Origin of the sequence: Stenotrophomonas sp. 57, assembly GCF_030291075.1 — a bacterium.
Classification (GTDB): domain Bacteria; phylum Pseudomonadota; class Gammaproteobacteria; order Xanthomonadales; family Xanthomonadaceae; genus Stenotrophomonas.
Genome location: NZ_CP127407.1, coordinates 1,279,399 through 1,306,215, shown reverse-complemented (window position 1 = coordinate 1,306,215; position 26,817 = coordinate 1,279,399). Strand labels below are relative to the sequence as shown.

The following is a 26,817-nucleotide window of genomic DNA, read 5'->3' as shown; positions in this document are numbered from 1 at the left end:
CAAGGTGGAAACCGCAGAGCGCGGATCCCGCACCTCGGCTGAATTCGTCGGCACCGTCCGCCGATCTTCCAGAGCACAGCTCAGTTTTGAGCAGGCCGGACGGATCAAGGCAATCCACGTCGATATCGGGGACGCGATTCGCAAAGGCCAAGTCCTCGCAGTCTTGGATGCCCTGCCCGCCCAGCAACAGTTCGCCCGGGCAAGCGCTCAATTGAGTGCTGCCCGTGCAGCGCTTGCAGAGCGCCAGCTTCAGTTCAATCAACAAGAGGCAATGTTCAAGGACGGTGCAGTGGCGCAGGTTACCCTGACCCAGGCCCGCGCTGCCTTGGAGGCATCCAAGGCGGAACTCAATAGTGCCCAGGCCGACGTGGCCCTTGCTCAGCGCGCGGTAGATTACAGCGTCATCCGAGCGCCGTTTGACGGCCAAGTCATCGCTCGCCACAGCGAACCGTCGGTTGACGTCACGGCAGGTCAAGCGATTCTGAACGTGCAGGGCAACGGCCAGACGGAAGTTGCAGCCGACGTGCCGGCCCACCTCGCGAGTGCCCTCCAAGCAGGGGCCGCAGCGTCTGCGCGACAGGACGGCACCGTGCTGGTCCCGCTGAAACTGCGATCGGTTGCACAGCACGAATCGACCGCAGGAACTGTGACGGTTCTCTTCGAAGCTGCTGACGGTGGCGCTCCCCTGCGTCCCGGCTCACTGATTCACGTGTTGGTCCAAGTCGACAACGCGAGCAACACCTTGACCGTGCCGCTCTCAAGCCTCGTCCCCAGCAGCACCGCTGGCGCGGCGGATGTCTTTGTTTTCTCTGCGGCTCATCAGACCGTGAAGAAAGTTCGCGTTCGCGTCGGCAGCTACCAGGGGAGCCAAGTTGAAATCCTCGGAGGGTTGACCGAAGACGCTGTGATCGTCACGGCGGGTGCCAGCTATCTCACGGACGGTCAGAAAGTTCGGCCCTACAAGAGTCAGTCCCAGCTTGGACAAGGGGAAATCCGATGAACCTTACCCAGTCGGCGATCAAATCCAGCCGCCTGACGGTGTTCGCCTGCCTGCTGCTTCTGTTCGGCGGCATCTTCACCTTCTTTGGTTTTCCCTCTCAAGAAGAGCCTTCCGTCACCATCCGTGAAGCACTCGTGTCCGCTGCACTTCCCGGCTTGCCCAGCGAGGAAGTAGAGGAGCGCATCGCCAAGCCCTTGGAGGAGCGACTGCGTGAGGTGGCCGGCATCAAGCGAGTTGTGTCGACCATTCGCCCTGGCAGTGTCCTGATCCAGCTGACGGCGCAGGACAGCGTCCGTGATTTACCCACCCTCTGGCAGCGTGTGCGCGCCAAAGCGGCTGAAGCCAGCGCAGAACTGCCGCCGGGAACCCAAGGACCGCTGGTAGACGACGACTTCGGACGCGTCGCCGTGGCCTCCGTTGCAGTCACCGCGCCCGGATTCAGCACCAGCGAAATGATGGGCCCGCTGCGCGCAATGCGGGAGGAACTCTACCGTCTGCCGGGCGTCGAGCGGGTGGCCATGTATGGACTGCAGGAAGACCGGGTCTACGTTGACTTTGACAAGTCCAAGCTGGCCTCGACCGGGGCTACCCCCAACGCAATCATCGACCAACTCAGGGACAAGAATGTTCTTGCGCCGGGCGGTGAAGCCATCGCCGCCGGTCTATCTCTGACGCTCTCTGCCGACAGCCAGGTCCGCAGCGCTCACGATTTGGCCGACGTGTTGGTCAGCGTGCCCAATGCCAAGGAGAGTCAAGTCATCCGTCTGGGGGATCTGGCAGACATTCGCATTCTGCCGCCGGATCCGCCGGAGGGAGGCGCGCTCTACAAAGGGAAGCCTGCCGTCGTCGTGGCCATCTCCATGGCTAAGGGCTACAGCATCGAGACCTTTGGCAAGGACTTGCGTGCAGCGCTGGAGCACACGCAGTCGGGCCTTCCGGTCGGTTTCGAGCAGCACGTTGTGACGTTCCAGCCAGACGTGGTGGAACGGGAGATGAGCAAGATGCACCACGTCATGGGCGAGACCGTGGTCATTGTCATGGCGGTAGTCATGCTCTTCCTTGGTTGGAGGACCGGGCTCATCGTTGGGGCCATCGTTCCGCTAACCATCCTCGGCTCGTTGGTCGTAATGCGCGCCCTTGGCGTGGAACTCCAAACGGTGTCGATCGCCGCAATCATCCTTGCCTTGGGACTTCTGGTCGACAACGGCATCGTCATTGCTGAGGACATTGAGCGCCGCCTTGCACATGGGCAGGAGCGGATAAGCGCCAGTGTGGACGCTGGAAGGACTCTGGCCATTCCCCTTCTCACCTCCTCGCTGGTGATCATCCTGGCGTTCTCGCCATTCTTCTTTGGTCAAACCTCCACGAACGAATACCTGCGATCCTTGGCGATCGTCTTGGCCGTCACGTTGCTGGGCTCCTGGATCTTGAGCATCACCGTGACGCCCTTGCTATGCATCCGATTCGCCAAGGTCCACGTCCATGCCAAGGAAGACGGTCAGTATCAGAGCCGACTTTACAAAGGCTACAGTCGAATCATCGCCAAGGTGCTGGACCACAAAGTGGTCTTCATTGGTACGATGGTAGCGCTGCTGACCGGCGCGCTGGTCATCCTGACGTCGCTGCCCTACGACTTCCTGCCCAAGTCGGATCGCCTGCAGTTCCAGATGCCAGTCACGCTGGAGCCAGGCGCGGCATCGACCGAAACCAGAAAAGTGGTTACAGAACTCAGCGCTTGGTTTGCTGACCCAAAGCAGAACCCCGAAGTCACCGAGAGCATCGGCTATGTCGCCGATGGCGGACCGCGGATCGTGCTGGGTCTGACACCGCCGCTTCCTGCGTCCAACGTGGGTTACTTCACTGTGAGCGTGGCGCCGGGCACGGATATCGATGCCGTGATCCGCCGTGCCCGCCAGCACGTATTGACGACCTATCCGACGGTGCGAGCCGAGCCCAAGCGGTTTTCGCTCGGCACGACGGAAGCCGGCGTGGCCGTATACCGGATCTACGGACCAGGCGAGGACGAACTGCGCCGCATCGGTGAGGAGGTGAGCGCCAAGCTTGCAGCGCTCGGGGGCACCCAGGATGTCTACAACGATTGGGGAGTGCGCACCCCTCGCTACGCCATCAACGTGGACGTGGCCAACGCGAAAGTGGCGGGCATAAGTAACAACGATATCTCCGAGTCGCTGCGCTATCGCTATAGCGGCGCCGAGGCCACCCGCCTACACAGCGATGGCACTGCAACGCCCGTCATTCTGCGCTCCATCGCCAGCGAGCGAGAAGAGACGGCTCGACCCGAGGACACGTTGGTCTTTTCCAGCACGACCGGCAAGGCAGTGCCTTTGGGCGCTATCGCCACGGTCGAAGCATCCAGCGAACCGTCGACGATCGTGCGTCGCAACTTGATGCGTTCGCTCACGGTCACCGGCAAGAACCCGGGAATGACGACCAGCGAAATCGTCGCTGCGCTCAAACCTGAGATCGCGGACATCAAGCTTCCGCCCGGCTACCGCATAGAGCTGGGAGGAGAGATGGAGGACGCAGCTGAAGCCAACGACGCCTTACTCGGCTTCATGCCTCACGCGCTGGGCGCCATCCTTCTGCTATTCGTCTGGCAGTTCAACTCATTCCGAAAGACCTTCATCATCATCGCCAGCATCCCGTTTGTCCTCATCGGTGCCTCACTGGCACTGTTGGCCACCGGATACCCGTTCGGCTTCATGGCCACGTTTGGGTTGCTTGCGTTGGCCGGAATCATCGTCAACAACGCAGTTCTGCTGCTAGAGCGTATTGAAGCTGAGCTTGAAGAGGGGCTTCCGCGGCGCGAGGCGGTCGTGTCGGCGGCGGTAAAGCGGCTTCGTCCGATCCTCATGACAAAGCTCACCTGCATCGTAGGCCTGGTGCCATTGATGTTGTTTGCCGGTCCGCTGTGGACTGGCATGGCCATCACGATGATCGGTGGCTTGGCAGTGGGAACCCTGGTGACATTGGGCCTCATTCCGGCTCTGTACGACTGGTTGTTTGATGTTCGTACCCGAACGGAGGACACCCACTGATGGCGCTGAAGACCATTCGGGTCGCCGCTGTCGTGTGCGCGGCGTTGTTGAGCGGGTGCGCCATGGTCAAACTTAAGAGCGTGTCGCCGGAGCACTACTTTGAGCAACGTAGAGGAGACATCCTGAGTACCGGAGAACTCAGCCCCGCCACGCAGCAGGAAATGGGCCTGCTGTCCTTGGACACCAAGGCCTGCCTGTTGGCGCCCGAGCCTTGCTCGGGCACCCTCATCGGATCAGTAGAAATGAAGTCCGCAGACTCATTGGCAGCCGCGGCGGAGCTGTGGGTCGCCCACGCCGCAGAGCTGTCTCGAACGTCGCCCGACAGTGATCGGACTATGGACGCTTGGCTGAAGGCCGCCCGCTACTCCTACGCCTACTTCTTAGTCTTGCACCAGGAAGTTTCCCGCTTGGCGCCCCGCGACCGCGATACTCAGATCCGGGACTACTACAACTACGCCGTGGAGAACGTCACCGCAAGCCTGTTCCGCCGCTACCGGCAGGGAAAACACTCCAACTTGACGAGTGAGAGCCTCCCCGCGCCGGCAGGATGGAGCCTGAAGCTCGACATGTCGGGCCTGCGCGAGATTGGAGACGTCCCCAGCCCCAAAGAGCTTCTGTCCGCGTCCAGCATCGGATTTGGCGGGATCCGAAATGCCTATCGTCGCGATGGGTTTGGGGCAGAAATGGTGGCCACTCTTCCTCCGGGGACATACAGCAGCCAAACGTCACCCGCGCCGGGCTTTCCGTTGGCCGGGGGCTATAGCGCAATGCCAACCCCCAACGTCACGTGCTTGTTGGACTTCCATGGCGATGACGTACAGGAAGTACTTGCTTCACGTTCGGCCACCCTTCGGGCGTTCGATCCACTGCTGGAGAGCGCGGCCGCCATCAAGGGGGAGAGCGTGCCTCTAGCTGCCAACTTCACCGCCGGCTACGGTGTGTGGTTGGCGCGCTCAAACTTCGCCACCGAGGCCATCCGCACGCTACTCGACATGGACAAGAGCCTGGACAAGCCACACCTCTACATGCTGCAGCCGTTCGACCCAAACCGGCGAGTGGTTCTGATGCTGCATGGCTTGGCCAGCAGCCCTGAGGCCTGGGTCAACACCGCAAACGATGTGCTTGGGGACGATGAACTCAGGGCACGTTACCAAGTCTGGTTGATGTATTACCCCACCAACCTGCCGCTTCCTTACAACCATCAAGCCATCCGGCAGACAGTCCTGCAGACGCTCAGAAGCATGGATCCATCTGGTGCCGCAAAGGCGTCTCATGGAATGGTCGTGGTTGGGCACAGCATGGGCGGCCTGTTGACCCGACTCATGGTCTCTTCGAGCAATGGCAGTAAATTGCTTGAGCAGACCCTTAAGGAGCTTAAGGGCAAGGGTGACCAGGTCAATGCCGTGCGCGAGGAGCTGGCGCCACTTCTGGAATTCGATCCCATGCCCGAAGTGCGACGGACCGTCTTCATCGCTACCCCTCATTTGGGGACGCCATCTGCGGAAGGCGTGCTTGCCGCGATCGTCTCCCGGCTGTCCTCGATCCCGCAAGGGCTATCCACGCGTTACAGTGCTAGCGCGGCGGTCATGGCGGCCGTGTCGGGCCGCCTCCCACTTAGCATCGACAACCTCAAGGAAAGCGACCCCTTTGTAAAGGACATCGCCGAGCTTCCGATCTCCCCGGATGTGGTCTACCACTCCATCGTTGCCGTAAAGAACCCGACAAACTTGACATCTGCAACGGATGGCTTCGTTCCCTACCGGAGCGCACACCTCGCCGGCGCTGTTTCGGAAAAAGTCATCGTGAGTGGTCACAGCGTGCAGCAGACGCCAGAGGCCGTTCTGGAACTGCGGCGTATCCTGCGCATGGATTCTGGGCTGGAAGCACCACAATCCGAATCAGCGCACTTGGAGTGAGAGGGCTGTCACTGTTGGCAAAGTGGCCCCCCTATGGGGGCCACTTGCCTCAGTTCGTTCTGGATAACGCCGCTCTGCTGACGATCTGGCGTACGCCGCATGCCGAGCACTTCAGTTCCAGCGCTCCACAGATGCCGAACGTTGCACTCTTGGTGGCATCCAGGAACGTGAAACATTTCAAGCACTGCATCTTCTCCGCTTGGACGGGAGGAGTTGCCGCATCCGGATGGTCACAGATGGCCAAGTTCTGAACTTTGAATACACCGAACTGCTGCACCACTACCTCGCACAAAGGCTCAAGACGGGGAACAGCAGCAGAGGACGCCAAAGCGCCCGCCTCGCGCGGCTCCTCGCCAAAACCAGGGGACCGGCACCTCGGCCAGCCCAACAGATGCCGCTACACAGGCTCTTGTGGCGGGGGTTCGGACTCGTCCTCTCCGCTGCAGTAGGTCCGCTTGGCCAGTTTGGGAAGGACATAGACGCCAAGCAGCAAGTGATCGATGACCTCAATGGCCAATGTCAACTCTTCAACACTGTGCGGTGCTACTTCATGTGCAGCATTGTTGCCCAGGACGCGCAGGTTGTGGAGGATGGTGGCGCCGGCATCGGTCAATCCTCGGCGATCCTTAAGATCGTTGATCTTCTGATAGAGGTCTTTGCCAACCGCGCCTTGATCTTTGCAGACGGTCTCAACGATTGCACGGATGCCAATGCCGCTGAGCACCGCGTTGGACGCATTGAGACAGGCCAGAGTCTCCGAGTAGATGCGCTCGACCTTGGTTGGCAACAGATAGGAGGATTCGAGCGCTGCCCTGCCCAAGTTGGGAGTGGGGAAGATCTCAACGTCTGGCACGTATTCCCACTCGCCTTGGCGCACCTCCTCCACGTTTTCATTCGTGCCAGTGGCCATGCGGAAGGCAACAGTACCGCACCCCATGCAGCGAACGGTCTGGAACTCGTGCGTCCAGTTCAGTGCGACATCATCGGGGACTTCGCCCTGCTCCGTGTGCTCATGGATCACCTCATGGTTGGTGATATGCCTGCAACGTCGACAGGGGCAGCTTTCCAGCTTGATGGGTTCTTTTGAGGTCATGTTGAGAAATTGATTGTGCTAAGCGAAGCGCTGCTTTACTCGGTCTCGAGCAATGGCTGCATCTGCTCGCGCCAAAACTGGGAGTCGGCGACCAAGCACCGCGCATGGGTTGCGTAGGCGTGGTCGAGGGTTTGATTGAACCGGTTCCACCACCCCGCAGTGTAAGAACTCCACATAGAAAGTCGTTCAACCGCCTGGTCGACTTCGTCGGCGCTGATCGCGTCCAGTTCCCCGAGAGCTTCCACGTATGCCCCCGTTTTCCCCTCGACAATCTGATAGTTGTTCAGCTGCCTATCAACGACCACATCGTTCCGGAACCGGCGCTGCACCATCGAGTGCGCTCGACCTCTTCCCTCGGCGAGGTTCTCTCGAAGAATCCTCGCGATTGCTTCGCAGCGTTTTGATCGGACGTCGTATGCCTCGCGATCCTGGCGAGCGTCGCTCAGCCTCTGGAGCTCGGACAGCCATGGGAAGGCCAGTAGGAACTTGAACCGCTGAATGCCCGTCTGATTAGGAATCGGGCCCGGGTCATACTCGCAGCAGCTCTCCAACGTCGAGACGGCGGAAAGGACGATGGTCGCCCAGCGATCAACGCGATCACACAAGGGCATGCCCTCGGCTGCCTTGTCATCAAAATCCCGCCTAAGCGCGTCAAGCTTCTTGTCGAGCTCGACGTAATCAATCGAGGACAACCCATAACCGAGCATGGCGGCCAGATCCTGCGCCCTGCGTGCCTCGTCGGACTCGGGCATCTCCTTCAGCTCCCGCTCGACCGCCCAAGCCGCCGACAGCACGCGGTCAATGGTTCCCCCGTCGGCCAAGAAGTCACGCAAAAGGAGGTAGTCGTCGTGCGCGGTCTGAGTTTTGAGCGGATTGGAGTCTTTGAGCATAAGCGACCTGCCTTGGCGGAGACGTGTCGCGGTGGGCTGGGCGAGGCCAAGCGCGACACGCTACCGGGCCACTCCACAGCCTGGCTAGCCAGGCTGAGCACTTGTGTTTGGCACCGGCGCTCAGAAGCGACGCGATGGCCGGAGGCTACCCAAGACGGGCATCCTCGTGAATTGGCGCGGAGGGAAGGAATCTAACCTTCCAGCCTCCCCTTGGATACGACATCACAGTGAAGCGCATTCGTCCTTCAACTTGGGTTGCAGCTCTTCCCCAACTGGGCTCCGCGAGAGGCACGCCAACAACCAACCAGACCACAGGATACTTCTGAACCACCCGCGGACGGACAAACCGAAGCGCCATCCGTGCGCCTCGCTCGCTTCCTCGGCTTGCTGACCGTCGAACACTGCATGCGGACCCGTACAAGCATCCGTGCGCCCTTCGTCTTCTGCGTGTGGAACAACGTAATCAATGTGTGTGTTTGAAGTCATATTCAGCTCCTTAGTGATGACATACGCATCGACCACCAGGGAAGCCTGCAACCCAAAACAGGACTCGAACTGCGCCTCCCTGTGCGCCGATGTTTGCACCAAGAAGGGGGGATCAGTGATCCCACGGACCTAGTATAGATCCCCGGGCACGAACTTCATTGCTGCAGGCTGGAGATTCAGATCAGATCTGCGAGGTTGCCCGGACATGTATGGCCACTGTTCGTAGCACCGAATAGGACAGGCACTGCGCTTACATCAAGGTGACCTTAAGAGCTGCGACTGTGGACCCACGGGTTCGGTGATGATTACTCCGTCGGTGGGAGTGCATAGCGCACGCTTTGGCGATAGCGAGAACTGGGGTAATGACCGACGGTGACCTCCACCGGCTGGCCCGTAGCCGAGTAGTAGAAGCGGACCACTTGGAGCGCCGGATCGCCAGGCGCTGCCTGTAGCAGCCGCGCGGTGTCCTGATCGAGGACCGTCGCCGTCACATCCTGGCGGACCTCTGCCACAGCAATGCCGAACATGCGCTCCAGGTTCTGATAGATCGGCCCACGAGCGACGTCAGGCGTGATCTGCGCTGCCGCATACTGGGGCGGCAGATAGATCCGCAAGACGCTCATGGGCAAAGGGGCTTGAGAGCGCCGCCGCAAGAAGCACGCCTCCGAGAGCTGGATGCCCCTTCGGCATTCCAGCACCTCTGAAAGCCGCTCGTTGACGGTGATAGGACCCAAGGAGATTTGGTGAAGCTCGGTTTTCCCAAGAAAGTCGCGAAGGTCGCCAGCGGACGTGATCGGCGCGAAAGCTTCCGCTCCCTGTGGTGCAGGCAGCACCATGGACCCGACGCCAGGCCTGGACGCGATCAGCCCCTGCGATCTCAGCAATGCAAGAGCCTGGCGGACGGTTTGGCGACTCACTCCATGTACAAAGGTGAGGCTCTTTTCCGACGGCAACGTGCTGCCGACGGCCAACGCTCCACTTTCAATATCGCTGGCGAGCGACTGTGCAAGCACGTAGTAGAGCGGCTTGGAATGGCTGTTGGAGTTCAGTGGTTTATCAGGGATGGACACTTCGTATCTCTTTCCGTTTCTTTGCGCGCTAGTCTTAGAGGCCAGCCCGCCTCTGATCTCATCAGACGGGCGCTGGATCGCCACTGTTGTTGAGCTCAAGGATGTCTTCAGGTAGCGAGTCGGCCTTGCACGGCTTTCCTAGCAACCAGCCCTGCCCGACCGCTTGGGGAACGAGCCGGTGTATGGCCAACGCCTGCAGCTCTGTCTCCACTCCTTCGGCGACAAGAGGGAGTCTGAGCGCCTTGGCCAGCGCGCAAATGGCTTCGACTGCGTTGCTGGCCGGCGATAGCGTGCCCATAGCCAGGGTAAACCGACGATCCATCTTCAGTCCTGCCAAGGGCAAGTCTGCCAAGTAAGCAAAGTTGGAATAACCCGTCCCAAAATCATCCAGATACACACGAAAGCCGGCCTGCTCCAGTCTTCCTAACGCATCGGCAAGCTCCTGATGTGATGCGGTTGAGCGCTCCGTAAGCTCCAACACTACGGAGTTTGGCGAAACACCGAAAGCTTGGGTTTGCTCCATCAGGAAATGTCTCAAACCACTGTCCAGAATGTCCTGGGCGGACAAGTTGATGCTCGTGTAGAAGCCATCCCCCCTACGTAGACGTGGCCCCATCTCTTCCAAGCTCTTGACTATCACCAACTTCGCGAGCGCCGTTCCGAGCCCCTGTTGCTCCGCCATAGGTACGAAGGTGTCTGGTGGCACGTCAACGCCGGACAAGGTCCGCCACCGTGCCAGGGCCTCCACGCCTACTATTCGGCGGTCTGACAAGCGACGCAGTGGCTGGTACACCAGATCGATATCGCCTTGCCGGATTGCCCGCGCAAGCATGCGATTAAGCGCTACTCCTCGTCCCTGAGAAGCTTTCGCCAACGCACCCAGCCCCCCTCCCCCAACCAAAGCGAGGGCGAATATGGCAGCGACGGTCCACAAAGGCTGATCCCAAAGGCTTCCAGCCTGTGCTTGAGACACAACGCAAATGTCGAACTCGTTGCTGCAGGCGCGAGTTGATATGTGACCGGCCGAGGGCGCGGCCGAACCGCCATCGCCCAACTTCAGGTCAGTCGCATCTCCGAAGCTTTGGAAGCGGTGCTTCCCGTCACGGGTGATCACCAGCGCGCCAATGCTGCCAAGCGGCATGGATACGCGATCAAACGCAGTGGGCGCCGTCGTGACGATGGCATTCCCGTAAGACGCAAGGTCCACCTTTATACGGTCGTCTCCGGCAGCGGGTACGTTCCGCCAAAGTGAATAGCCCCGCACCATGCGGTGAGGCAGAGCGAGCTCAACAGGCGTCTGCAGGCGGCCCCACATTGCGGTACAAAGCAGCCGGCCATTGACAACCCGCCCGACGTCTTTGATGTAGCGGGAGTAAAAGGCGATGAGCCGCAACTCGGCCAGATCTTTTTGGCTACAGGGCTCTGCGCTGATCCGCAGCACCTTGTTGAGACCATCGACGCTTGCACGTGCCACATCCTCTGCATGCACCAGCAGCCCGGCAGTGTAGTTCGCCAGGTCGACTTTGGCCCGCTCGGTCACTGCCAGCTGGGCTGCTCCAAGAGTAAGCAGGACGACCGCAGTGCCCATAAGGTATGGCGCTGATAGGTGCAGAGCTCGACGTGACGATCGCCACCTGGCGGAAGGCTTGCGCATTTATTCCTCATGGATAGGGCCTACCGGTCGCCCGGCGTCCAGCGGGGATGGATTCAGCTGGCGTGAACCAACCGGGGGCGGAACTCTGCGTTGACCTTGAAGAATGCAACCGCTTGGGCCAGCCCAACGGCCTGTTCTTCTACCGCTCCAGCCGCAGCCGAGGCCTCTTCCACCAGAGCGGCGTTTTGCTGGGTCACCTCATCCATTTGCATCACAGCCTGATTGACCTGCTCGATGCCTGCGGTTTGCTCTTGAGAGGCCGCCGATATCTCCTTGATCACGTCGCGGACACGCTGGACGCTCCCCACCACCTGGTGGATCGTCGCCCCCGTCTCACGCACTTCTCTAGAGCTGTCCACCACGTCCTGTACCGAACGTTCAATCAACTGCTTTATTTCCTTGGCTGCCTCTGCGCTGCGTTGTGCCAGCGTTCTCACTTCGCTCGCGACCACTGCAAAGCCTCGACCTTGGTCGCCGGCCCTAGCCGCCTCAACTGCGGCATTGAGTGCCAAAATGTTTGTCTGGAAAGCGATGCCATCGATGACGGTGGTGATATCGGCGATGCGCTGGGACGAAGCCTCCACCTTCACCATCTTCTCCATCACGCGATCAACCGCACGCCCGCCTTGCATGGCCAAGTCGCCAGCGTCAGACGCTAGCTTCGAGGCTTGAATGGCGTGATCTGCATTCTGGCGCACCGTGGACGTCAGCTCTTCCATCGATGCGGCTGTCTCTTCCAGGTTGGCCGCCTGCTGCTCGGTGCGACGGGACAGGTCGGAACTGCCCTTGCTTACTTCCGAAGCGGACACGCGGATTACGCCGGCACCGTCTTGGATGCCGCGAACGATCTGGCCCAACTGCTCTGACGAGGAGTTCGCTGCATCGCGCATCGTGGCGAACACGCCGCCAAACTCACCCGAAACGCGGTAAGTCAAATCGCCCTGAGCGACAGCCTCCAACAGCCGTGCGATGTCCGACAGGCTCTTATCGCTTACATCGAACATTTGGTTGAGGTTGTCGATCATCTCGCGGAAGCTGTGGCTGAAGCCATCGCCGGCGCCGCGCTGAGAGAAGTCTCCCGCTGCAGCCGCCTGGACCAGTCGGCGAATCTCCTCATTGATCGCCAGCATGTTTTTGCGTGTGGTTTCCATGGCCTCAGTAATGGCGGCCTGATCCCCTGGAAGTTCCGGCATACGAGCGCCCATGTCCCCGACGGCATAGTGCTGGGCGATGCTCACGATCTGCGACGTTACTGCGTTGGAGCGTTCAACCATGCCGTTCGTATCGCCGACCAGTTCACCAAACGCGCCGGGATGGCGGGACTCATCGATGCGGTACGACGTCCGGCCCTCGGCCTGAGCGGATGCCATTGCCCTTTGGTCCGCAATCAGACCCTTGATGCGCTCTTGCATCAACCTCATGCTTCCGAGCAATGCAGAAGTCTCGTCACGGCCCTCCGCTTTGATAGCGTTTTCAACGTTGCCCGACGCGATGGCGGTTGCGGTTTTGGTTGCCTCGCGCAGTGGAATGGTCAGGCTCCTCGTGATGGCGATTGCCAGTGCGATGCTGAGCAGGACCGCCAAGATCGCAGCGGCGACCAACATCTTGCGGCCGCTTGAAGCAACGGCTTGAGCGTCACGGTAGCTTGCGTCAGCTAACCGCTCCTGAAGCTCTGCGTTGGTGAAGATGGCCGCCTGCCACTCGTCGAGCAGCGCATCTCCTTCATTCAGCAGCTTCGTTGCCGTCGCCACGTCGCCGCGCGTTGCTGCGTTGACAATTGCCTCGTTCACTTGGCGCGAGGCAAGCATCTTCTCTGTAATCACACCACGAATCTTTCTGCCTTCTTCATCGGCAGGCGTCGCATACAGAGCGTCCCGAGCCGTATCGTAAATAGCTCTCTGCTCCGCGATTCCCTCCACTAGGGACTCTTGTACTTTCTTGTCCTGCATCATGATCAGATCTCGCAATGAAATGCTGATCTGCATGTTGGCACTGGCCATCACCTTGGAGAGCCGGATGCGCTCCATGCTCACTTTGACAATGGAGTCCATGCCGGTTTCGGCGCGAGACAGCGCCCAAAGGCCAGACGCCATGATCGACATCGCAACCGCGATCAACACCACGAAGGCCGCACCCAATCGGGTGCCGACCCTGTACCGCATCAAGAAATTCTTCACATTCATACCTCTCATGGGGGAGGAGCAAGCTCCTGGCCGACAGCGTCGGCGAGCGAGTGATCGGCCCCACGCAGAACAACCTTAATGCGCCCCATTTATGCGGCCAATTCGCAGAAATGGGCTCACTTAGCAGGCAAATGTCCGCTTTTGACCACAAATAGCGCCATTTCAGACAACAGACCTCCACCTAGGAGACAGGATTTGTCGCCCGATAGCGACCAACTATCGAAATTTGAAGGGACATGTATCTTTCGTTTATCCACGGTAGGTTGAGGCGACACGGGATTGGCTTGGAACATGCACCGTCAAGCTAGCGGAGGTTTTGCTTCGCGCGTCCCTGCGTGAATCGGGCAAAGCTAAGATCGGGACAAGCACTGCGGTCACGGTCTCTCGCCGCTGCCTTTTACCTTTCCCTACCCCAGTCAAGAGTTGTCGGGCAGTGCCGGCCTCAACGCGGATGCCAACAAACTTCCCTAGTAGATAGCTTGGTGCGCCGCACCATGATCATGTAGCCGACCCGTGGTATGAATGCCCATGTGATGTGCGTCACAAATCTTAGACCTATCTCGATCAGGATGAATCGTCATGGCCAAAAAGGTTGTTTTTGTCGCTTTCGCAATCGAAGACGTTGCAATTCGAGACATGCTCAAAGGACAGTCGCTCAACACAAAGACGCCCTTTGAATACGTCGACATGTCAGTTAAAGATGCCTACGACGAAGAGTGGAAAAAGAAGGTCCGCACTCGAATTCTTCGTTCAGATGGCGTCTTGGCGATCGTGTCGGCGAACTCGCTGACCTCTAGCGGACAGAAGTGGGAAATTACCTGCGCTAAGGCGGAAGGCGTGCCGCTAAAAGGGATCTGGGGTTACAAGGACGATAGGACCGCGCTTGCCGGCGTCAGCACCATGACCTGGACCTGGGCAAACCTCGAAGACTGGATCGACACGCTGTGACGCGGAGAGCCTTGGTGGTGGGCGTGGACTTTTACGCTCACGTCTCTGACCTTCATGGATGCGTCAATGACTCATTTGCGGTCAAGGCGATGCTAGATCGGCATGCTGACGGGTCACCCAACTTTGGCGTCCGGCATCTAACGGCGACTGGGCCTGGCGACTCAGTGACCCGGGAGGAACTGCGCTCTGCGATTGAAGAGCTGTTTGCTGGGGAGGGGGAAGTTGCGTTGCTGTATTTTGCAGGCCACGGACACATCGAAGAAACCGGCGGCTACCTGTGCTCGTCGGAGATCCATACCGGACACGATGGCCTGCCGCTTTCAGAAATCATGACGATGGCCAACCGGTCCAAAATGGCCAACCGTGTCATCATCTTGGACAGCTGCCATAGTGGGGTCGCAGGCGGGGCAGCATTGAATCAGCGCGTCGCGGAAATCAGCGATGGCGTCACGATCCTGACTGCTTCTACGGCTGAGCAATACGCCACAGAAGAAGACGGCGCTGGCGTCTTCACTTCCCTCCTTGTTGATGCGCTGGGAGGAGCGGCTTCCAACCTAGTTGGTGACGTGACGCCAGGCGGCGTCTATGCCCACGTGGATCAATCGTTGGGACCTTGGGCACAGCGCCCTGTTTTTAAAACAAATGTAAAGACCTTTGTGTCTCTGCGCAAAGTCCAGCCGCCCCTTGCACTTTCCGACCTACGGAGAATCTCGGAACTGTTCCCTAGCAAGGGGGCCACCTTCCAACTGGACCCTTCCTTCGAGCCTGAGCGTTCCGCCGACTGGGAAAGGGATCCCAACGGCATCCCCCCTCCTGACCCAGAGAACGCCGCCATTTTCTCAGTCTTACAGAAATACAACAGAGTCGGTCTGCTGGTGCCGGAAGGAGCGCCGCACATGTGGCACGCCGCGATGGAATCGAAGTCAGTCCGACTAACCGCTCTGGGAGAACACTATAGGGCACTGGCGACAAGAGGTCGGATATGAATAACGTAGCCGACCAAAATCTTGACCGCGCCATGGAAGATCTGGTGGAGCGGCTTGCTTCCATTGAACACGAGAGGTGGGCCCATTGGCAGGCTTACTTACATAAGCAGGGCCAGCGCCGGGACGATGGCAGCATCGTTCTGCCTGCCGAGCTCGTGTTGAGATGGGAACGCCAAATTGCGACCCCATACGCAGAGCTCACTCCCGATGAGCAGAGCTCTGACCGCGAGCAAGTCATGAAGTACTTGCCACTGATAAGGGAGGCTCTTCACTTAAGCAAGTAGGGAAGAGCACATTGCTGCGACGCTAACGCCCCTGCGCGGGCATCGGTCGCGTTGCCATGCTAAGCGGCCCAAGATCTTTGATCACAGACGGCGCTTGCTAGTACGCAGCAAGCTGACCGTACGCTTCACCGCAGCAAGGCAATGCACGCGAGCGCGCCATTACCTGCAGCGCCAGGAAGAAGGTTCCCAGCGATACCAGCGCTGTGCTGCGCAGGTGACGTCCCACCAGCTTACCTGCCACGCCAATACCCTCCGGTGCGGCCGCCCCGAAGACCAGCAGCACGTCCACCCGGTCCGCCAGCCCGGCATTGCATGCAAATGACGCCACGTAGGTGGACAGAATGTTATGCGCCAGCATCCACATCATCACCGTGGCCAACACATGGCGCACGCCGGGGTGCGCAGCACCTCGCGGCCCCGGCAATGGCGTTACCTGCTGGTCGGCGAGAAGCCCTGAGCTCCGCGCGTCTTTCGCCACTGGATCCACGCGATCGCGGCTACGAAGAATACGCTGCACAGGTAACTACCTTCCGGCCCTTGCGCGCCACCAGTGAGCGCGTCGGCGCCTTGCGGGCGCAGCGCCACCAGCAGCGCTGGCAAGTGCGCGTTCATGCCGGTGACGGGCAGTTCGAATCCGGTCGCGAGTACCCAGTTCCACCCCGTGTGCCACCCCATCACGCCCCAGATACTGCCGGTCCGCAGCGCCCACGCGCAGGCAAACAGCGAGAACAGGAACGTGTTGAGCGTGACCAGGGGCGGCTGGTGCGGACTAAAATGCAGGAAGCAGAAAACGAACGACACGAGAAGCACTGCCGCCGCGACATTCGTCTTGCGCGCCATCACCGACAGCATCCAGCCGCGGAAGATGATTTCCTCCACGCTCGCTTGGAAAATGAAACTCAGCAGCAGCAAACCGATGTGCAGCAAACTCTCGGGCGACCGCAAGGCTTGACCCAAGCCCGCCGCCTGCATGCCGCCTGTTATCCAAATAGCGACCACGACCAGCGCGATCGTGCCGCATCCAACGGCCAGTCCGCGGAGGAAGGTTATCAGCGGCGTCGGACCAGTCAGCCCGATACTCGCCAGCGAGCGCCCTTCCACGAAGCGTACCCAGGCGAGCACGGCTACCAGCGTCGGCGCGAAGCCGATCCACAGCAGCGCATAGAGACCAGCGAGGCCGATCGGATCGCCGTGTGGAGTCGACCAATGCTGCGACTGCATCCACCCGTCAAGCGCAAGCACTGGTACCGCGTTAAAAAAGACCATCAGGATCGGAGCCAGCCAGGCCCAAGGCAACCAGCCGCGAGCCGGATCGGGCGAGTACAGGGAAACGGGGGTCATGGGGGGCTCCAGGTAGAGGTGATCGCTGCTGCACGTTGCCATTCGCGCTGGGGCGTGGCAATCCGTTTGCGACCAAGCCACAGAAGCCAGCGATGAATTACCGGGATGGCCGACGAAATGGGGCCGAGTCGTCGCCCGTGGCGTCGGATTTGGGTGTCGGTGTCATATGTTTAACGAAGTTGAAACCGCCGGCGGGCACCGACATTACAAGCGATCGGCGCCTCCTTCCTTCCCGAACGTCCGCTTTCGGCCAGAAGCAGGCAGCCACAGTAGCGTCGGGTGACTTTCGGCATTCGCCCCAGCTCCCGTCCAGCCCCAAAGTAGGCGCTTATTCAAGCCAAAGGATGGCCGATGGGCCGTAGTGCGCTGTGGGCGGTGTTGCTTCTGTTCTTACCAGCAATTGCTTGCGCATCTGCAACCAAGACGCGTGCCTGCGAGGACGGCGCGTCACCCATCCTGCGCGGATCACACTGCGCCACGGTGGACGTTCCACTTCGCCATGCCGATCCATCAGGCGAGCAGATTGCGCTGTTTCTGCGCCGCATACCGGCCAGCGCGGAGGCGCCCAAGCGAGGCGAGGTCTGGCTGCTCTCTGGCGGCCCGGGCGAGTCAGGCGCCTCCCTCTATCCTCTGATCGCGACCTACCAGCGTGCGTTCCCCGGGTTTGATCTTGTGATTCCCGACCACCGCGGCACGGGTCGGTCTTCGCGAATCTGCCCCGTCCAGGAAGCACCTGAAAGCCCAGAAGGCACAGGGTTGGCAGGTGCCGAATGGGGCCCTTGCATCGGCAGCATGTACGCCAACCTGCAGCGCACGTCGGCCTTTTCCATTACCGAGGCTGCGCATGACATTGGCATTCTGATGTCACAGGCACATCGCAGCGGGCAGGTGTTGCTGTATGGCGTTTCCTACGGTACCCAGCTGGCATTGCGTTCGCTCCAAGTCAATGAGCTTCATCTGGATGGGCTCATCCTCGACGGGCTGGTGCCGCCCGAATCCACTGAGACGTGGGATCTCAGTCGGCGCACAGCCCTTGTCGATCAGGTCGGGCGGCAGAGCATGGATGCACCAGGCCTCCAGCAGTATCGGACGTTGCTGGCGGCGAAGGATGGCGCTTGGCAGAACGACGTGCCGGGCGGCGACCTGCGCCGGTTCTTCGCAGCGCTGCTGAGCTTCCCTACGCTGCGCGATCGGATGCCGAAGATTGTGCAAGACCTTTCCGAAGGCGATACCCGCACGCTGGCCGCCACGGTGAGGGACTGGAATGCCGCGCTGGCGCAGCTGGGACAGGGAGGAAACAACCAACCGGCCCTGCCGCTGGTGATGCTCATCGCCGCCTCGGAGAACAATGCACGCCCTGAGCTCAGCCTAGAGACCGTGAACGAAGAGGCCAAAGATGCGCTGTTCGTCAGCCCCATTCCCGGCCTGCTCGTCAGTGGCAGTGTCCCGCGTTACCCGCGTGATGCCTGGTTCGGAAAGACGCCGGACACCCTGCCACGGACACTGATCCTGCAGGGAACGCTGGATCCGAACACCGCCTACGCCGGTGCCCAGGAACACGCTGCGTTGCTCCGCAGGTCGGGGCCTGTGACGTTCCACACGGTGGACCGGGGCGCACATCTGCTGGCGCTGGTCGCGCCACGCTGCTTCGTTGCTGCCGTGGGCAGTTTCATCAATGGCGAAGTGGTGAGCGAGCGCTGCGCAGAACCCGCGCCAAGGTAAGAGCACTCATCCCGGCGTGGGTCGGCTCTGATCTGAACGCGCTTATTCTGCGCTCGCGTGCTTAGCAAGGCGGACGGGCACGCTACAATGGACGAGCCGGCTTCGCATCTCAAAGAGCACGAGTGATGCCAAATGAACGGGGCGCCCATAGCCAAATCGGGCGGTATCTGAGAGAAACGCCAGCAACGCTGCTCGGAGGACTGGGCTATGCTCTAGCTTATAGCCAAGCACCATGCTTCTGGCTACAGACCGAGGAGTTAATACATGGCCTTTTATGAAGAATTTTCCGAAATAAGCAGCGATGCGCAGCTGAAGCAGTTTTTGAACCTTTACGGGTTTCACGAGGTGATCGCTGACAAACGGTGGAACTTAGGCCAGTATGAGCTTGCTCACGACGGCACAACTTACGGCGTGGGTTATCGGTGGTATGACCCCTCTCAGGCATTTTCAATCCAGAGGGATATCCATAAGGCCGAACTCTGGACGATTGATTCCGCTGGGAATCAAATAACCAGAGGAAGCATCTCTTTCCCCGAGGGCTACTAAGACCAGAGCCGACATGGGAAGGAATACCAGCAGGGATTCTGCTGTCTACCTGCGAGCCATCCGCCTCCACGGTGGCATCCAAGCATCAATGGAGTTGCGTGGCGTCCAAACCGCACGACCGCTCAATTACCATCCACCAGCCAATGTCATTAGACATCGAACGCCATTGGGACAAAAAAAAGGCCGCCTGAAGGCGACCTTTTTCTTTTTTGTTTCACTTCGCAGTGGGCGATTTAACGCCGTCGTGAAGGCCGTCACTGCACCGTGTCCTTCACCAAGTGAAGGAACTATAGCAATCCAAGAATGCCCTGTCAAACATTCAAGGAAGCCGCCTGTTCAGCATTCAGTTTTCGAAGCTCTTCAACCTCTTCATCCAGTGAGAGGTTGACGGCGCTCTCCCACCCTCGGGCAACCTCAAGGACCAACTGAAGCTGCTGCTCCAGCAATGCAATTTTACTCTCCAACTTCTTTTCCCGCTTCACTTCACCCTTGTTTGGCTTTTCTGGCCTCATGCCGACCGAGTGAGACACGCCCAGCATGATTTCCCGACGCTCGGCGGATGAGACGCGTGCGGGGTAGCTATGGTCGCGAGATTGCCCCCTCGGCCCGGCATGGTTGGGCGGCAACACACGGGCGAAAGCCACACTTGTGACCATCCCACAAAGGGCCCAACTGTTCAGCCCGCTATTGGCATAGAACGGCAAGCTGGCCAAGGTCTCCGGACTGATGCGGACCCGGGTTGGGTCAGAAGCTGCTCCCTGTTTGGATGTTACCGGAGCCACCTGGAGCGTCCCGTTGCCCACACTCAACACCACAGCCAAACGCCGTTTATGCATTTCTCCCTTCAGATGCATGTCATAAAAGGACGTATTGTTGGCCAAGGAGCCGTCGGATCCTACAACCTGCGGGATATGCCCATATTCAACTTCGACAAGCTTTCCTGGGTGCATCAAGGTAGCGAGCTTCACACCTCCCTTCGAGGTTGTCTCAGCCAAATTCTTAACCGATGCGTTATGCCGCTGAAGAACAACCTTTACAAGTGCAGGTGACGTGGCCGCGTGCGAGTCAACCGACATGACTTGCCAGCGCGTAGCGGCGTGACCTGTAAATGACTTGCAGCAGATCGTCACCTTCCCATTGAGCCGAGGAACTGCCACTCCATGGATATCGGCATGCTCTTCCCGCCCCAAAAGATGTCCGGTCGCCTCATCCACGTATTCCACGACAATAGTTGTCACGCTGCAACTCCCCCGCCCAGTCCTGGGCCTTCACTTCACTGTTCAAGCCCGCTACGGGCATCCTCCGACGATTTTACCGCAGGAGTCTCAAGCCCGCACAACCTAGACTATGGTCGTCGATGCATCCACCGGAAGTATGCGCAGAAAAGGCATCCACATGAACGAGTAATATCTTGGCATCATTGGGCCTAACCAGCACCCTCAGGAACAAATACGAACACTAAAACGAACAGCATCAACAATGATTTATTGTTGTTTGATAATCAAGGCAGGCAAGTCGAAACTTATTGTTAACTGGTTTAATGCAAACAGCACGCAATGGATGGTAACGATGAGAGTGGCGGCGCGGCGTTTCGGGTCGCTATTAGGCGGCGACCTGCCGGCGGTCCGGAATACTGCATCGTTTCCCTGACCCGGAGTTGCACCAGCTGTTCACGGTGGGTGTGCAGGACAGGGGATGGGATCGTCCAATCAGGCTTGGCATCCCCAAATGCCTCAGCGGAGAGTGGTCAGCACTATTTGGCCACGCCGTGGTTGGCGCGATCCTCCGTCCGCTCCAAGCTCTCGCCCGACCGACGTCTCATTTCTAGTAGGAGTCGCAGTGGCTTCCGCTGACAGCGGCTCCCGATGCCCGTACTCGTCTGGGAAGGGGCGCGACACCACCATCACAGCGTCTCGCGCATGAGACGGCGACCGATCTTGGCCGTCCCTCAAAACCCTTGGCATTATCCGCGTGACCGCTCGCGTTCCGCACTCTACCGTAAGCCAGCGAGCCGAACGCGCCCTGGACGGCTTGAACTTCTTCTTGGTCGATGTCCACGGCGGCCCAGGGCACTACTTGGCCATCTTTCTGCTCTCGGTACACCACTGGCGGCCGGCCAGCATCGGCGTGGTCATGACCGTTGCTGCCATCGTCGGGTTTCCTACGCGTCGGCGTGGTTGCTGGGCGTACAGCTACTCAATGGAATTGGCGCTGGGATTTTCGGTGCGCTCGTCCCCACCATGGTGGGTCACTTGAGCGAGGTCACCGGGCGTTTCAATGTCACGCTGGGCGCGGTCTCCATTGTCTTTGGTGTGGCGGACGCGCTCAGCCCCGCCTTGGCGGGCTTCATCGTGCAGCACGCCGGCCATGACGCCGCCGTCCTGACCCTGGCGACCATCGCCACGGCGGCAGTACTCTTGGCCTGGCGAGTTCCGGGAATACGCGACGTCCCTGCAGTCGTACGCGCCTGAAGCCCTGGGCGGCACTGCCCCCCCCCCCCAGGGCACTACCGGCTAAGAGCTCCCCGGGCGAGACGATGGACCACAATTGCAACAACAAGCACCACAGAGGCTCGGAGCAAGACTAGAAACAGGCAATGGACGCACTTCCGATCTTGATCATCGAGCGGAACGAAGCTTCCGTCATGAGCACCTATGCGTTGATCGCGGCGGCCCAATCGGGCTTGAGGGACGCCTGCGAGAACTACCGGACGGCGCTGATGGAGCGTCGAGAGACGTAGGTGGCCATAGTCGCGGCATCTTTCGCGAACCGCCGAAAGGGGGCATTTGTCCCCTTGACGGTTCTCAGAAGCTCCCGGCCGGCCCTACAGACTGGTGGCGCGCCACACGCGCCCGATCAACCCGCCCACCAGTGGCGCAATCGGAAAGACGGTGTAGAGGGCGGCCAACGCCAGCGGCGGGACAGACACGAAGAAGTTGCGTTCCGACTCGATCAGGCCAGGGTAGAAGATCCCCACGCCGATGCTTCCGATCTGGGCGGCTACCACGACCAGCGTGCCCATCAGTGCCCCCTTCCAGAAGCCCCCGCGCCTCGATTCCAAGAAGGGATTGACCGCCCTGGCTGCCCGAACGCGCGCCGCCCGCCAGTTCAGCACGTAGAGCAGCAGGAGGAGCGCCAGCACGCCAACGCCAGCCGAGAACGCCGCCACAGCCTGCCAGGCAAGCCCCAGCTCTTCAGAAATTTCTGCACCGCCTGCGAAGGCGAGCAGGCCAGCACCGCCCAGGAGGACCGTTGCGGGTGCGAGCAGGCCCCACTGCATATGGGATGCGGTCGAGTGAGAGCGGACATGGGCATTCATGGAACCTCCAAATGAGCGAAAACGAGGTTGGGTTGCAAGGATTGATCAGGGCTTCTTCTGTGCGTCGATGAGCACCCACTGCCCTGCCCGCTTTTCAAACACCAGGTCTGCCCGGGCAGGCACAGGTGCAGGAGCCTCCTTCAGTTGGCGCCCACCTTGGAAACCGATCACATCCAGGGTGCCGCCCGTGACGCACGTCGTTCGTTCGGGCCCGCTCGGATTGCAGTCGGCGTTCAAATCCCCCCAGCCACGCACTTCCACGCGCTGCCCCAGTTCGGCCACCAGGTTCGCGTTCAAATACTGCTCGTAACCCTTCGCCACCTGCTCCATCGACGGTCCCTGGTCCGCCTTGCTGCATGCGGCCAAGACGACAACGGCTACCGCAGCGGCCACCATTCCACGCTTCATGCACCTTCTCCTTGGTTCTTAGTGACGTCCACTTCGATCGTTTCGTTCCGATAGCCCAAGCTCACCTTCTCAACGGTCACGTCCATCCTGGGTTCCGTGCCGTCGATCCAAACCCGGTTGACCGAGAAGACCACGCGGTCGTCGTGGAACGAGCGCCCTTGCCGCGCGAGGTTGGCCGCTTCAGCGGGATCCATCCGGATCAGCAACCGGTAGCGCCCCGCGTTCGGTGGGCTGGACACGCCCGTCGGCGTCTTGCGGATCCAAGGGACGAAGTTCTTTCCCGTGACACTCAAGCCAGCGAGCGAGATTTGCGGCATGGGCACGAACACTTCCATGACGCCCCTATCCGGGTTGTAGCTGACCCCGCCCAGCGCTTTGAAGTTCGGGCGAACGGCATACCGCCGAATCCCTTTGAACCGCTCCAGCCGTGCGTCGAAAGCACGCCCGAAGCGCTGCTCGATCACCGCCGCTGACGGCTCCGCCTCTTTGCTGCCCGTCGTCCTCTTTGCGGCCACCCACGCCTGCCGCAAGCACCACTGCCGTTTGTCAGGCCTCAACTGATAGGTGGAATGGGCCATCGCCAGCAGGCCCATGTCGCACATGTCGATCCCTTGCGCGCCGGTGGAGGACAGCCCTTCGCGAAGGTGCTGAGCACCCTCAAGGGTGTCCTCGTCCAGGTCCCAGTACATCCCGGCAGGTTCGGCGTACAGGGGGTGGGACACCTTGGCCTGCGAGCCGGACTTCCCAGAAAGGGCCCCACCGATCTGCCGAAGCAGGCCCGATGCGGTCGTGGATTGGGCGCTGGCGCCCGCCGATACGGCAAGCGCGAGCGCGCCAGCCAGAACTGCCCCGTTCTTCATACAGCCCCTCGTTCCTTTGGATGGACTTGCCACGGACTTACGTGGTACGTAGAGTCTACCCGTGACGTAGGGCTTGGGTCATCATCGGTGCATGCCTGCACTGCATCCGTTCAGCCTGTGACTACGCCGACAACCCCGCGAGCGATCGTGGCCGCGCGCTTACGTCAAGCCCGCGAATGGCGGGGCCTGAGCCAACGGGAAGTGGGGATGCGAATGGCGCTGGACAAAGACACGGCATCGGCACGAATCTCCCGCTATGAATCGGGGGCAATGTCTATCAGCCTCGAAGCACTCTTCGAGCTGGCGCAGGCGTTGGACGTGCCGCCGGCCTACCTGCTGGCGACGACGCCGGCGATGGCCGACGCTATTTTGGCACTGGGCGTTCAAAGCGAGACCCAGCAAGGCAAACTCTCCCAAGTCCTCGAGGGGCTCACCGCGCTCCCACCCGGTAAGCGGAAGCAAGCCATTGACCGCCTCTTGGCAGACCCCGGATAGCCGATAGCGATTGTTCTGTCGGTGCAGGCAGAGTAAGAGGCTCGTGCTCGGTCGAGACCACGCCTTGGTCGCCTCCATAGCACGCGCCTCTTGGCTAACTTCCAGAAGTTGAAAGCCAGCGTTTAGGGTTCCATAGCGTGGTCAGGACATCTCAACGCAGTCAGCTCGAATGCACAGTGTGGGCGTGCCGCCTCAGTGCGACCCAATCTGCGAAATGGTTGCCTGTCCCTTCACAAGAACAGCGGCGATAAGCCATCCCCGGCAACACTCCGACCCGAGTCTGCGTTGAGATAGGCCGCCTGCAGCTGCCCTGCCTCCAAGACAGCGTGAAGCTCGAAGCAATCTTCCCGTCGTCGAAGCGGCCGCCCCATGTCGGACCACCGCCCGCATCCTTGACAGGAGCCGTTGCCATCATGCGCCCAGCCTTCGGCGACCAGCAGCCGCAAACAAGCTCGCTAGGCAGGATGCCTCGCAGCACTCCCGCCTCGGCATGAACACCGTGAGCGGCCTTGGTGCCTTTCGAGTGACAAGCAAGTCCCTCATCCTTCACCAGCGAACACCCACGCGCCGGATGTAGTAGGTCAATGGCAATTGGCCCTCCCCCCGCCTCCCAGATCGCCGCTGGGCAATTGCCGCCCCTGCCTCTGGGTCGCCGATCAACAGTCCAAATCAGCGAGGCCTTGAAAGGTGGCTGCCCTTTCAAGGCGAACGTGATCCCCACACCACGACGCTCTATACTTTACGAATCCGGGATTAGGGAAACAGACAAAAACTGCTTCCTTGGATCAGGTATGCCTGCGCGTGTCGACCGTCAAGAGCATAGGAGCGAACGAGCCAGCGGCTTTTTCCGCCTTTGGCGTCGCCAACCTTGCTCCGTCCATGCAACGCCCGGCGATTGCTTACCAAGAGGATGTCGCCAGGCTCAAGGGGAACAGACTGGACATGACTGGCCACAGCACTCTTGAATGCCTCAAGTGCATCCATCCCTACCTGGTCGTCCTCGTCGGCGGTGACTTTCGTGTGGCTGAACCTGACCCACCGTTCCGCGTTTACCGTGTCACGAATTACTGCTGCACCACGCACTGAATGCCGAACTCCCAGCTTCGCAATCGTTCCGTCCTTGAAAGTTTCCTGACACACGACGGTGAACTTCCGCTGCATCAGCTCCTTGATCACGCCTTCGTCAAGGTCTTCCAGAATTTTTGCGAGGGGCATGATGGTCGTAGGAACTCCATCCGGATTGCGCAGCGCACCCAAACAAACGAGATCTGGGGAGGGCGCGACACCTGGATAGTGCGGATCCTTCTCCCCTGGGAAAGGAAAGCTCATGGCATCTGTATGCCCTCGCATATGCTTCTGCGATTTGAACGCCGTTTGTCCATCCCCCCCCATACCGACAAGGTTCACGAAGAGGTTGCCATCGTTTTCTGATCCATAAGACACGGTTAGCTTGCCGATGAGAGCATTGGCCCCAATCACGCAAAGCTGAAGCGCAGCGGTGGTCCCCGTCATTGGAACGGGGACAAATGCAGAGGGTGTCTCGGGAAGGTCTTCCCCTGGAACAAATACCCCTTTGAACAAGGCGACACCGTTTTGCTCCAAATCCTCCTTGATCTGAGCCGCAGCAACCGCGCAGTCAATTCTCTGCGCCAGTTTTGCGCAAATTGCCTGTCCGGCCACAATTGGATCGAGGACCGCCATCGAAAGCGTGTCAGCGTTTTCCTTGCAGAATTCAGCCACAGAATCACGTAAGGCGTGCGCAATACCTACATCCATGTTTTCCCCTGTAGACCCCCAACTTGACGGGCCTAAAATTAGTGATACAAAATTGATACACCCTTCACGTAGGCGCTGCCAGTGTTAGCTACCAGTCTGAGGAGTCAGCCCATGCCCTCTACTACCCACGGGAACGATCTGAGAGATCTTCAGCGACTCATCGAACACGCGTCGAACCAACTGCATTCGAGAGCGAAGCTAATTGGTGCAGCTTGCACATATTACAATGATAGCAACCACGCGTTTGAAGTTCATGCCACTCTTGGTAGAAGGGAACTTCTTCTTGGCAAGGGCTTCAATGAGGAGCAGGCGCTTGCGGCCGCGGTTGAACTTTTGATGCCTGATTTCCTCAAGCGAACGGCGGCGCACATTGCCCCTAAGGCTGTATCCGCCGAATCACTTCCGAACAACGCTCGTGTTGTACGACGGCCACGTCGAACCATTGGAGTTTCGGCACCGGAATCCTTGTGGTCTGCAGTCAAATCCGCGGGGGAAGGTGCGAAGCAATCGTCAGTTGTTCGAATGCTGCTTCGTAAGGGTATGAACCTATTCGACGAAGGACTGAAGCACGATAGGTCCAGCAAGGTCGACGAACGATTTGAGGAAGCGCTGACTGCCTACCGGGGCCCCAGCAGACCGGTCATGGCGCGAGTCGATGAGCCGCTTTACTGTGAGCTCTTGGTCACTGCCCATGAACACGGTCGGACCCTGTCGTCGTTCTCCGCAAGCTGCTTGGCTGTCGCTCTTAATGCCCAACAAGCGGTGGGCTGAACTTAGCTCT

General features: G+C 59.9%; 24 protein-coding genes. 12 read left to right on the top strand and 12 right to left on the bottom strand.

What is annotated here, in order from left to right; genetic code table 11:
• Positions 1–4 precede the first annotated feature (4 nt).
• The 3 genes from QP512_RS05995 to QP512_RS05985 are packed head-to-tail and all read left to right on the top strand — an operon-like array spanning position 5 to position 5,975.
• Positions 5–1,000 carry an efflux RND transporter periplasmic adaptor subunit gene (locus QP512_RS05995; RefSeq protein WP_286071332.1) on the top strand — a complete coding sequence of 332 codons (996 nt, stop codon included), beginning with the start codon at positions 5–7 and terminating at the stop codon, positions 998–1,000.
• Positions 997–4,059, top strand: a complete 3,063-nt coding sequence (locus tag QP512_RS05990) for an efflux RND transporter permease subunit (RefSeq protein WP_286071331.1) — start codon at positions 997–999, stop codon at positions 4,057–4,059. Before QP512_RS05995 ends, QP512_RS05990 begins: the two co-directional genes overlap by 4 nt.
• Complete coding sequence (locus QP512_RS05985) at positions 4,059–5,975, top strand: alpha/beta fold hydrolase (RefSeq protein WP_286071330.1); 1,917 nt, start codon at positions 4,059–4,061, stop codon at positions 5,973–5,975. The genes QP512_RS05990 and QP512_RS05985 overlap by 1 nt, the downstream gene beginning before the upstream one ends.
• A gap of 397 nt (positions 5,976–6,372) precedes the next feature.
• On the opposite strand, the gene QP512_RS05980 is transcribed toward QP512_RS05985, so the two are convergent.
• The 5 genes from QP512_RS05980 to QP512_RS05960 form a co-directional block, all read right to left on the bottom strand.
• Positions 6,373–7,068 carry a DUF4145 domain-containing protein gene (locus QP512_RS05980; protein WP_286071329.1) on the bottom strand — a complete coding sequence of 232 codons (696 nt, stop codon included), beginning with the start codon at positions 7,066–7,068 and terminating at the stop codon, positions 6,373–6,375.
• 35 nt (positions 7,069–7,103) lie between these two features.
• A complete protein-coding gene (locus tag QP512_RS05975; protein ID WP_286071328.1) occupies positions 7,104–7,958 on the bottom strand; it encodes a hypothetical protein in 855 nt (284 codons plus the stop codon).
• A gap of 791 nt (positions 7,959–8,749) precedes the next feature.
• Positions 8,750–9,514 carry a GntR family transcriptional regulator gene (locus tag QP512_RS05970; protein WP_286071327.1) on the bottom strand — a complete coding sequence of 255 codons (765 nt, stop codon included), beginning with the start codon at positions 9,512–9,514 and terminating at the stop codon, positions 8,750–8,752.
• Positions 9,515–9,575: 61 nt separating this feature from the next.
• On the bottom strand, positions 9,576–11,102 hold the full coding sequence (locus tag QP512_RS05965) for an EAL domain-containing protein (protein WP_286071326.1): 1,527 nt from the start codon (positions 11,100–11,102) through the stop codon (positions 9,576–9,578).
• Between the two features lie 119 nt (positions 11,103–11,221).
• Complete coding sequence (locus tag QP512_RS05960) at positions 11,222–13,351, bottom strand: methyl-accepting chemotaxis protein (RefSeq protein ID WP_286071325.1); 2,130 nt, start codon at positions 13,349–13,351, stop codon at positions 11,222–11,224.
• Positions 13,352–13,930: 579 nt separating this feature from the next.
• Between QP512_RS05960 and QP512_RS05955 the strand changes: the two genes are divergently transcribed.
• Genes QP512_RS05955 through QP512_RS05945 form a run of 3 tightly spaced genes read left to right on the top strand, consistent with a single transcriptional unit; the run spans position 13,931 to position 15,569 of the window.
• Entirely contained in the window at positions 13,931–14,299 is a 369-nt protein-coding gene (locus QP512_RS05955; RefSeq protein WP_286071324.1) for a hypothetical protein, read from the top strand.
• Positions 14,296–15,285, top strand: a complete 990-nt coding sequence (locus tag QP512_RS05950) for a caspase family protein (protein ID WP_286071323.1) — start codon at positions 14,296–14,298, stop codon at positions 15,283–15,285. Before QP512_RS05955 ends, QP512_RS05950 begins: the two co-directional genes overlap by 4 nt.
• Positions 15,282–15,569, top strand: a complete 288-nt coding sequence (locus QP512_RS05945) for a hypothetical protein (RefSeq protein ID WP_286071322.1) — start codon at positions 15,282–15,284, stop codon at positions 15,567–15,569. The genes QP512_RS05950 and QP512_RS05945 overlap by 4 nt, the downstream gene beginning before the upstream one ends.
• A gap of 97 nt (positions 15,570–15,666) precedes the next feature.
• Here QP512_RS05945 and QP512_RS05940 read toward each other — a convergent pair whose 3' ends face one another.
• Both QP512_RS05940 and QP512_RS05935 read right to left on the bottom strand, forming a co-directional pair.
• On the bottom strand, positions 15,667–15,936 hold the full coding sequence (locus tag QP512_RS05940; protein ID WP_286071321.1) for a hypothetical protein: 270 nt from the start codon (positions 15,934–15,936) through the stop codon (positions 15,667–15,669).
• Between the two features lie 62 nt (positions 15,937–15,998).
• A complete protein-coding gene (locus QP512_RS05935; RefSeq protein WP_286071320.1) occupies positions 15,999–16,910 on the bottom strand; it encodes a type II CAAX endopeptidase family protein in 912 nt (303 codons plus the stop codon).
• 351 nt (positions 16,911–17,261) lie between these two features.
• On the opposite strand from QP512_RS05935, the gene QP512_RS05930 reads away from it, so the two are divergent.
• Together QP512_RS05930 and QP512_RS05925 are read left to right on the top strand one after the other, a co-directional pair.
• Positions 17,262–18,632, top strand: coding sequence for an alpha/beta fold hydrolase (locus tag QP512_RS05930; RefSeq protein ID WP_286071319.1), 1,371 nt, complete (start codon positions 17,262–17,264; stop codon positions 18,630–18,632).
• Between the two features lie 264 nt (positions 18,633–18,896).
• On the top strand, positions 18,897–19,178 hold the full coding sequence (locus tag QP512_RS05925) for a hypothetical protein (RefSeq protein WP_286071318.1): 282 nt from the start codon (positions 18,897–18,899) through the stop codon (positions 19,176–19,178).
• A 311-nt stretch (positions 19,179–19,489) separates the two neighbouring features.
• On the opposite strand, the gene QP512_RS05920 is transcribed toward QP512_RS05925, so the two are convergent.
• Positions 19,490–20,416 (bottom strand): type II toxin-antitoxin system PemK/MazF family toxin, encoded by a 927-nt coding sequence (locus tag QP512_RS05920; RefSeq protein ID WP_286071317.1) that lies wholly within the window; start codon positions 20,414–20,416, stop codon positions 19,490–19,492.
• A gap of 1,014 nt (positions 20,417–21,430) precedes the next feature.
• Between QP512_RS05920 and QP512_RS05915 the strand changes: the two genes are divergently transcribed.
• The gene (locus QP512_RS05915; RefSeq protein ID WP_286071316.1) at positions 21,431–21,649 is read left to right on the top strand and encodes a hypothetical protein; all 219 of its coding nucleotides are present in this window, start codon (positions 21,431–21,433) and stop codon (positions 21,647–21,649) included.
• A gap of 125 nt (positions 21,650–21,774) precedes the next feature.
• Positions 21,775–21,918, top strand: coding sequence for a hypothetical protein (locus QP512_RS05910; protein ID WP_286071315.1), 144 nt, complete (start codon positions 21,775–21,777; stop codon positions 21,916–21,918).
• An 84-nt stretch (positions 21,919–22,002) separates the two neighbouring features.
• Here the strand turns inward: QP512_RS05910 and QP512_RS05905 are convergent, their stop codons facing one another.
• The 3 genes from QP512_RS05905 to QP512_RS05895 are packed head-to-tail and all read right to left on the bottom strand — an operon-like array spanning position 22,003 to position 23,765.
• On the bottom strand, positions 22,003–22,497 hold the full coding sequence (locus QP512_RS05905) for an ABC transporter permease (protein ID WP_286071314.1): 495 nt from the start codon (positions 22,495–22,497) through the stop codon (positions 22,003–22,005).
• A 45-nt stretch (positions 22,498–22,542) separates the two neighbouring features.
• Positions 22,543–22,905: a hypothetical protein gene (locus QP512_RS05900; protein ID WP_286071313.1), complete on the bottom strand. Its 363-nt coding sequence runs from the start codon at positions 22,903–22,905 to the stop codon at positions 22,543–22,545.
• Positions 22,902–23,765: a hypothetical protein gene (locus QP512_RS05895; RefSeq protein ID WP_286071312.1), complete on the bottom strand. Its 864-nt coding sequence runs from the start codon at positions 23,763–23,765 to the stop codon at positions 22,902–22,904. The genes QP512_RS05900 and QP512_RS05895 overlap by 4 nt, the downstream gene beginning before the upstream one ends.
• Positions 23,766–23,972: 207 nt before the next feature.
• On the opposite strand from QP512_RS05895, the gene QP512_RS05890 reads away from it, so the two are divergent.
• Positions 23,973–24,260 carry a helix-turn-helix domain-containing protein gene (locus tag QP512_RS05890; RefSeq protein ID WP_286071311.1) on the top strand — a complete coding sequence of 96 codons (288 nt, stop codon included), beginning with the start codon at positions 23,973–23,975 and terminating at the stop codon, positions 24,258–24,260.
• 753 nt (positions 24,261–25,013) lie between these two features.
• Here the strand turns inward: QP512_RS05890 and QP512_RS05885 are convergent.
• Positions 25,014–26,036 carry a TauD/TfdA family dioxygenase gene (locus tag QP512_RS05885; protein WP_286071310.1) on the bottom strand — a complete coding sequence of 341 codons (1,023 nt, stop codon included), beginning with the start codon at positions 26,034–26,036 and terminating at the stop codon, positions 25,014–25,016.
• A gap of 111 nt (positions 26,037–26,147) precedes the next feature.
• Between QP512_RS05885 and QP512_RS05880 the strand changes: the two genes are divergently transcribed.
• Positions 26,148–26,807 carry a hypothetical protein gene (locus QP512_RS05880; protein ID WP_152904752.1) on the top strand — a complete coding sequence of 220 codons (660 nt, stop codon included), beginning with the start codon at positions 26,148–26,150 and terminating at the stop codon, positions 26,805–26,807.
• The last annotated feature ends 10 nt before the right edge of the window (positions 26,808–26,817 follow it).

Excerpts from the sequence above, each read along its gene's own strand:
- QP512_RS05985 (WP_286071330.1), top strand. The coding sequence starts at position 4,059 with ATGGCGCTGAAGACCATTCGGGTCGCCGCTGTCGTGTGCGCGGCGTTG.
- QP512_RS05935 (WP_286071320.1), bottom strand. The coding sequence starts at position 16,910 with ATGACCCCCGTTTCCCTGTACTCGCCCGATCCGGCTCGCGGCTGGTTG.
- QP512_RS05940 (WP_286071321.1), bottom strand. The coding sequence starts at position 15,936 with ATGATGTGGATGCTGGCGCATAACATTCTGTCCACCTACGTGGCGTCA.
- QP512_RS05925 (WP_286071318.1), top strand. The coding sequence starts at position 18,897 with ATGGCCTTTTATGAAGAATTTTCCGAAATAAGCAGCGATGCGCAGCTG.
- QP512_RS05890 (WP_286071311.1), top strand. The coding sequence starts at position 23,973 with ATGCGAATGGCGCTGGACAAAGACACGGCATCGGCACGAATCTCCCGC.
- QP512_RS05975 (WP_286071328.1), bottom strand. The coding sequence starts at position 7,958 with ATGCTCAAAGACTCCAATCCGCTCAAAACTCAGACCGCGCACGACGAC.
- QP512_RS05945 (WP_286071322.1), top strand. The coding sequence starts at position 15,282 with ATGAATAACGTAGCCGACCAAAATCTTGACCGCGCCATGGAAGATCTG.
- QP512_RS05910 (WP_286071315.1), top strand. The coding sequence starts at position 21,775 with ATGGACGCACTTCCGATCTTGATCATCGAGCGGAACGAAGCTTCCGTC.
- QP512_RS05880 (WP_152904752.1), top strand. The coding sequence starts at position 26,148 with ATGCCCTCTACTACCCACGGGAACGATCTGAGAGATCTTCAGCGACTC.
- QP512_RS05980 (WP_286071329.1), bottom strand. The coding sequence starts at position 7,068 with ATGACCTCAAAAGAACCCATCAAGCTGGAAAGCTGCCCCTGTCGACGT.
- QP512_RS05895 (WP_286071312.1), bottom strand. The coding sequence starts at position 23,765 with ATGAAGAACGGGGCAGTTCTGGCTGGCGCGCTCGCGCTTGCCGTATCG.
- QP512_RS05900 (WP_286071313.1), bottom strand. The coding sequence starts at position 22,905 with ATGAAGCGTGGAATGGTGGCCGCTGCGGTAGCCGTTGTCGTCTTGGCC.
- QP512_RS05990 (WP_286071331.1), top strand. The coding sequence starts at position 997 with ATGAACCTTACCCAGTCGGCGATCAAATCCAGCCGCCTGACGGTGTTC.
- QP512_RS05955 (WP_286071324.1), top strand. The coding sequence starts at position 13,931 with ATGGCCAAAAAGGTTGTTTTTGTCGCTTTCGCAATCGAAGACGTTGCA.
- QP512_RS05960 (WP_286071325.1), bottom strand. The coding sequence starts at position 13,351 with ATGAATGTGAAGAATTTCTTGATGCGGTACAGGGTCGGCACCCGATTG.
- QP512_RS05965 (WP_286071326.1), bottom strand. The coding sequence starts at position 11,102 with ATGGGCACTGCGGTCGTCCTGCTTACTCTTGGAGCAGCCCAGCTGGCA.
- QP512_RS05930 (WP_286071319.1), top strand. The coding sequence starts at position 17,262 with ATGGGCCGTAGTGCGCTGTGGGCGGTGTTGCTTCTGTTCTTACCAGCA.
- QP512_RS05905 (WP_286071314.1), bottom strand. The coding sequence starts at position 22,497 with ATGAATGCCCATGTCCGCTCTCACTCGACCGCATCCCATATGCAGTGG.
- QP512_RS05885 (WP_286071310.1), bottom strand. The coding sequence starts at position 26,036 with ATGGATGTAGGTATTGCGCACGCCTTACGTGATTCTGTGGCTGAATTC.